Source organism: Komagataeibacter medellinensis NBRC 3288 (assembly GCF_000182745.2).
Lineage (GTDB): Bacteria > Pseudomonadota > Alphaproteobacteria > Acetobacterales > Acetobacteraceae > Komagataeibacter > Komagataeibacter medellinensis.
In genome coordinates, this window is record NC_016027.1 from 158,696 (window position 1) to 165,769 (window position 7,074).

The following is a 7,074-nucleotide window of genomic DNA, read 5'->3' on the forward strand; positions in this document are numbered from 1 at the left end:
GATATGAAGATCATGCCTTTCCAGCCATGGACGGATTGCCAGATGACCGCAGGAAACGGCAAGGTTTTTGCCCATTATCAGTAAAATATCCGTGGTGTCGGACATGGGGATTTTGACTTCAACTGTCAGGCTGGATCAGAAGTTGGCATTAAGACGACCGTAATAATACCCGCCATACATGGGAATCTGAGCAGAATCTTCATCATAAGGCATGGCGCCCAAAGCATTAAGAGCCTGCGGGACCATGCGTGGACGCACGTTGAATACGTTATTGGCACCGATTGCCATATGCCAGTTTTTCTTGAAACGGACGCCAATTTCAATATCCGTCAGCCAGTGTGGCGTATTAATGAATTGCTGCAGGGCGTTGTTGGAGTATTGCAGAGCCGCAGGCCCCCAGTCCTGATACTGCATCATGTCGCTGGTCTGGCCATAGCGGGTCTGACGGATATTAAAATCCCAGTTCTTGTAGGTATAATATGCGTTCAGGATGATCTTGCTACGCGGATAGTCGGTTGTGATTGCTGCGATATTTGAAAGGTTCAGGTCCGCGCCATTATGATGCAGACGAGTGCGGTTGAGGTCGATCGACATCGACAGCGCCAGATTGCCGTATTGATGGAAGCGGAACATATAATCCGCCTTGATGTCCACGCCCTGTGTTCGGGTACTGGCGCCATTAGTGAAATAATCGGCATAAACATCGTTATAACCGGTAAAACCGGTTGGCAGGGAAGCCAACTGGGCAATGGCCTGCGCCGCAACCTCGCCCTGCGTTGTATTACCGTAAGGGATAGAACCGCCGAAGTTCGTATCCTGCACGATGCGGTCACGCATATTGATCTGGTAGACGTCCGCTTCAACATGGAAACCATCGACAGGCTCCAGCACGATGCCACCGCTGACACTGGTGGAGCGCTCGGGCTTCAGCTTGGTCGCGCCAATGCTCTGGGCTGCCGAAGAATCAGCGGCAAGCAGGCCGCTGGCACCCGTGGGTGAAACATTGACAGCGCTGAAATGAGATTCAGCCAGCGTCGGGGCACGGAAGCCCGTGCTGATGGTACCACGGATGGCAATACGCTTTGTGAAGTTGTAACGTGTTGAAATCTTGCCATTTTCTGTATTGCCGACATCGGTGTAATGCTCCAGCCGCCCGGCAAAATCCAGTTCCCACTTCTTGGTTAGGCGGAAATCACCATCCAGGTACCACGCCCAGATGTCACGGTACCATGTGCCAGCCGAACCGGGGGAGATGCCAGCATAACCCTGCGTGCCACCCCCCAGGTACGAAACGGGATTACCTGCGGTGATATTGTAGGATTCCATCCGTTCTTCAGCACCGAAAGCAAGCGTCATCGGAACGACGTCCCCGATCTTGAAATGACGACGGAAATCGACGTTGTTGGTCCATTGCACCATGCTGTAGCTTTCAGCCCGCGCCTTACGTGGGCTGGAACCGTATGCAGTGACATAAGATGTGTTAAGGGTATTCTTGTTGCCGACCTTGTCGATATCTTCACCATAGGTGGAACTGATATCCCAATTGAAGCCCATGAAGTTGTCACCCTTTAGGCCCAGTGTGGCGGCAAAATCGTTTTCTTCCATGGTTTCCAGTGGTGAAAAGCCATAGGGCGCAATAGCGGCACAGGCCTCGCAGGAACCGCCGACAGTGGGCGTGCGATAGTTTTCATAAGATTCCGCATGACGATGGGCATAGGTAATCAGCCCATAGAAATTGATTCCAGGTGTAAACTGCTTGCCCCATTCAATCGCCAGATTTTCACGCGTTTCTTCCGGCGTACTCATGATTTTGTTGGAACGTGTTGAAATTTTTCCAGCATTGACACCAGTATAGGTCGCAGTACCAGCATCGGCAGGCTGGGAACCAAGCAGGCGGTGGTCCCGTGCATTGTTGGCCACGAAATGGTCCGTATGGTACATCTGGCCGCTGATATGCAGGAAACCGTCCTGTCCCAGTTTCATGCCACCATCGGCATTAAGCTGGTAGCCCCAGCCATCACCGTTATAAGCATTCGCGCCGGTCTGGCCGCTCAGGTTCAGGCCATGATCTTGTTTCTTGGTAATAATGTTGACCACACCGGCAATCGCATCCGAGCCATACATGGCGGCCGCACCGTCTTCCAGCACCTCGATATGATCAATGGCATTGGCCGGAAGCATATTCAGGTCAACCGGGGTTGAACCTGAATCCGGGCCAGAATCAGCATACAGATTGGCTGTCGTATGACGGCGCTTGCCATCAACAAGCACCAGCACTTCGTTCGGGTTCAGACCACGCATGCGAATGGCGGATGTCAGGGCGCCAGCATCGGCTCCCATCGTGCTGACATTGATCGAGGCATAGGTACGGGTCAGGGCATCAGCCAGGTTCATCTGGCCCGACCGACGCAGGGTTGCTGCGCTGACGACTGAGACGGGACTTATGCTGTCACGTGCCTTCCGATTGACCGTATGCGTGCCGGTTGATACGTTTATTGTCTCGACACCGGAACTATTTACACCTGCGTTATTTTCTTGCTTCAGGTTCTGCGCGGCACGCGTATGTGTCTGCGCTGTCGGTGCACGACGTGCGCGGACTGTCCCATTTTTTTCTGGATTCTGTTCCTTTGTTACAGAATTTCCACTGGGTGTTGCGGCGACTGCTCCCAAAGAAACAAAAGAGCAGATAGTTGTGATCAGGAAAGAAGTCCGTCTGTTCATGATGCCCCGCGATATCTTCTGTCGATTTAATATATTGAATTATCGTAATGATTATCGAGAAAAAAATACCCATCATATCGTTTCGACATCAGTGCGTTGCAGTAATGTGACACATCGCTTCACATCACGTTATGTTGACAGAGTTAAAAATCAGAAAAATGATATCCAAAAATATTAATAAATAAATGACATGATAGAGAATAAATTTATAAATATAATTGTAATTCCATATGATCATTCATATTATTTAATAAATATATTTAACTACATTTTAATTTTATTCATGTATTACAATTCTATTGGCAACCATGATTTAGGGGCTGTTATGGTTTGATCCAGTCTGCTGCAGCGGCGATGTGGATGACGGCGAGGAACGACGTTGCTGTTTTTTCGTATCTGGTTGCGACAGCGCGCCATCCCGTGAGGCGAGCCCGGAGGTTCTCAACGAGATGCCGGCCCCGATAGACTCATTTGGGGCAGGCGACCGCCCCATCGTATCGTTTCGCAGGAATGGTGAGCCGGGCTCCCATGTCCCATATCCGTTCACGAAAGGCGTTTGACGCGTAGCCCCTGTCCGCCACGACCCACAGGGGAGTGGCGGGAAGGCTGTCAAGCATGACTGGTGCCAGAGGCAGTTCATGAGCCTGTCCGGGGGCCAATGCAAAACCAAAGGCTTTTCCATGTCCGTCCGCGATCACGCAGACTTTTGTGCCATAACTGCCGCGAGAGCGGCCAGGTGTTTCACGATGGTCTCGCTTTTCGAAAGAGGCCCCTTTTTTGGGCTCCCGCCGCTTTATGGTGAGCTCTGATGTTCGTGCCATCCAGAAAAGTCATTCCGAACGCCACGCCGTGTTGTTCCTGAACCCGTTCGAGCAGGCGTTTCCATACGCCGGGTTTCGCCCAGCGGATGAAAAGCTGTGCTGCCCGCTATCACGGACCCAGTTCAGCGGGGATACTCCACCATTTCGCGCCGTTCTGATGGCGCCAGAAAATCGCGGATATCGTCCGTCGAAGGTTCTTTGGTGGGGTCTTGCCCTTCGGACGGACTTCCTCGATCAAAGGCTCCCAGACGGACCATGCGGTATCAGAAAAGACTGACTGCATCATGCTCATCATAAACAGCTATGCAATCCGTTCCGTCATTCAAGGACTAACAGGCCTTAGTCGGCTACCGGGGAACCTGTACGCGATTTCCACGCATTTCCGTGCAGCACACTCGTTATTCCATAATATGCACGGCCGCAGCGCTATTCCCTGCGTGCCCAGCAGCAACGCGCCATGCTGCCGTCCTGACAGGCCGATAGCGATGACGGTAGCCATCCCCCATATGGAATGAGCTGCCAGCGCGTCCATTGGACTTATAACGGTTTTGTGCCGGTCATCTGAGCGTTTTAAGCTCGTATCAGGAGACCGACGAGATCATGAAGCATACGGAAGATTTCAAACGCGAGGCCGTGAGAATTGCGTTGAGCAGCGGGCTGTTACGTATGCGCATTGCGGCCGACCCTGGTATTGGCAAATCCACTCTTGGTAAATGGATAGTGGATTACCGTCCGACCGGGCTGACATCCGAGCCTCAGGGTGATCTGGCCCGCGAGAATGAACGGCTTCGTCTGGAGAACCGGATTCTGCGGGAGGAGAGGGAAAGCCTAAAAAAGCTCCCCAGTTCTTTGCGAGCCAAAAGTCATGAGGTTCGCCTTCATCCATGGGCATCGGCATGAGTGGCTAATCGAGAGGCTCTGCCGCGTCTTGCAGGTCTCGGCACGTGGTTACCGGGCCTGGACATTCCGACCGGCCTGTCAGCGCCAGCGCACCGATCTGAAGATACTGGTGCATATCCGTGAACATCATGCCCTGGGCAACGCCTCCTCTGGTCGGCCGAGGGCTAGCTCTGTCTGGCGGTCGTCATCGATCTGTTCAGTCATCGCGTGATCGGGTGGGCTGTCAAGGACCGGATGAAAAAGGATCTGGCCATCCGTACTCTGGACATGGCGGTGCGGCTGCGTGATCCGGTGCCCTGCTGCATTGTCCACTCTGATCGCGGCAGCCAGTAAAGCTCTCATGATTTCCAGAAAAGTTGCTGGCCCATGGGCTACTGGATTCAATGTCCAGAAAGGAAAACTGTTCTGACAATGCTGCTGTCGAAACAGTTTTCAAAAGTCTGAAGGCAGAACGGCTCTGGAGACAGAACCGGTCAACCCGTCGCGAGGCTACGGCCGCCATCTTCCAGTATATCAATGGGTTCTACAATCCACGCCGACGCCATTCATACCCGGGCGGCATCAGCCCCTTCGCTTTCGAAGCAAGGGGGGGGCATAATCACTTCCTGACCGCCACAAAACCGTTACAAGTCCACTTTCATCATCTTTATATTGTGCGCTGACCTTGCCACAGGGCAGGTGCCCGTCGTGCATTGAAGAGGCATGGACAGGGCATCATACCTGAAAATAATAAAAGAGAGACAGGACCAGGTTATGCATGACACATAATTGCCTTTTTTTGAGAGGGGGTAATTTGGAAAATATTGCCAAGTAATGGGCAGACCACAACATGATCACTTAAACGTGTCAGTGAGACCATGCGCCGGATGGACCGTTAACGGACTGCAGAACCACAAAATTCGACAGCCATCCTCCTAGTGCAAGGAAACAGGCCCATGGTCAGTACGGCTATCCCCTTCCGTTTGCCCGTCCGGCTGCTTTCGGTCTCGGCCGAGATGTTTCCCTTCGTCAAGACCGGCGGGTTGGGTGATGTAACGGGCTCGCTACCGCATGCGCTGGCCCCGTACGGGGTCAAGGTCACCACCCTTCTGCCAGGCTACCCTGCCGTCATGGCGGCGTTGCGGGAGCGCAAGAAGCTGGCGTACCGGCCCGATATTCTGGGACACGCCGCAACCCTGTGGTCCGGGCGGGCACAGGATCTGGATCTGCTGGTGTTTGACGCACCGACCCTGTTTGATCGCCCCGGCAACCCCTATCTGTGCCCCGACGGATTGGACTGGCCAGATAATGGTATCCGCTTTGCTGCCTTCTCGCGCATGGCGGCCGATATTGCACAGGGGCAGGTAGCGGCCTTTCAGCCCGACCTGGTTCAGGCACATGACTGGCAGGCGGGGCTTGTCGCGGCCTACCTGTATCATGACCGCCGGGCGCAGGTAGTCCCCGGCCGGGTGGTACCGGTTGTCCAGACCATCCACAATCTTGCCTTCCAAGGCCGTTTTCCGGTAGCTGACCTGGCCCGGTTTGGTCTGCCGCCCGAGGCGCTCTCGGTCGAAGGATGTGAGTGCTATGGCGCAATCAGTTTCCTCAAGGCCGGACTGTATCATGCCGATCGCATCACCACTGTCTCTCCCACCTACGCGCATGAAATCCAGACGCCGGAGGGCGGCATGGGGCTGGATGGTCTGCTACGCCACCGTGGGGAACTGCTGGAGGGCATCCTCAACGGCATCGATACCGCTACATGGAACCCTGCCAGCGACCGGGCCGTGCATTTTCCCTACATGGTGGGCGATACGGTGGGGCGGGCACCAAACAAGCGTGCTCTGCAGGCGGAATTCGGCCTGGCGGCAGACCCGGATGCCTTTGTCATCGGCATCGTTAGCCGACTGACGGCCCAGAAGGGCATCGACGTGCTGGCTGCCGCCATGCCCCGCCTGCTGGTGGCCAATACGCAGGTGATCGTGGTGGGGGAGGGGGATCGTGAGATCGAACGTAGCCTGGCTGTGCTACAGCGCCAGTTTCCCCGCCGTGTCGCCTGTCACCTGAATTATAGCGAAGAACTGGGCCATCGCGTGCCAGCGGGGGCGGATGTACTGCTCATCCCTTCACGCTTTGAGCCCTGTGGCCTGACCCAGCTTGGTGCGCTGCGCTACGGTGCAGTGCCCATCGCTTCACGCGTAGGGGGGCTGGCCGATACCATCGTGGATGCCAACCCCGCTGCAATGGCGCGTGGTGGGGGCACTGGTTTCCTGTTCTCGCCGGTTGATGAGGAAACCCTGGTATCGGCTGTCAACCGCGCGCGTCTGCTCTATCGCCGCCAGCGCGCCACCTGGCGCCAGTTGCAGCTTAATGGCGCAGGGTATGACGTGTCATGGAATGCCAAGGCCGCCCATTATGTGGCGCTGTTTGCCGAACTGCTGGGGGTGGACCTGTCCGTTCCGGCCATGTCCAATGTGATCATGCTGTCTTCAGGGCGCATCCCTACCGCCGACAGGCTGCGCGAGAGCCGCAGACGCCATATCGCGCGCAGGGCGCCACGCCTGTCCCATCCCGTGGCCGTGCCACACTGAATGTGAGGCCCCGCAGGGGGCACAATCCCACGCTCCGGTACACCAGCACATTACAGCAGAAG

2 protein-coding genes and 2 pseudogenes are annotated in these 7,074 nt (G+C 55.2%); 2 read left to right on the forward strand and 2 right to left on the reverse strand.

Annotation, left to right across the window (positions count from 1 at the left end):
* Positions 1–135 precede the first annotated feature (135 nt).
* A complete protein-coding gene (locus GLX_RS00720; protein ID WP_014104143.1) occupies positions 136–2,721 on the reverse strand; it encodes a TonB-dependent receptor plug domain-containing protein in 2,586 nt (861 codons plus the stop codon).
* 323 nt (positions 2,722–3,044) lie between these two features.
* Positions 3,045–3,825, reverse strand: a pseudogene (locus GLX_RS16850) (IS5 family transposase).
* 317 nt (positions 3,826–4,142) lie between these two features.
* Here GLX_RS16850 and GLX_RS16855 point away from each other — a divergent pair.
* Positions 4,143–5,029: pseudogene (locus GLX_RS16855) on the forward strand (IS3 family transposase); the annotation flags it as partial.
* A 348-nt stretch (positions 5,030–5,377) separates the two neighbouring features.
* Positions 5,378–7,012 (forward strand): glycogen synthase GlgA, encoded by a 1,635-nt coding sequence (gene glgA / locus GLX_RS00745; protein ID WP_014104147.1) that lies wholly within the window; start codon positions 5,378–5,380, stop codon positions 7,010–7,012.
* Positions 7,013–7,074: the final 62 nt, after the last annotated feature.

Excerpts from the sequence above, each read along its gene's own strand:
- GLX_RS00720 (WP_014104143.1), bottom strand. The coding sequence starts at position 2,721 with ATGAACAGACGGACTTCTTTCCTGATCACAACTATCTGCTCTTTTGTT.
- glgA (WP_014104147.1), top strand. The coding sequence starts at position 5,378 with ATGGTCAGTACGGCTATCCCCTTCCGTTTGCCCGTCCGGCTGCTTTCG.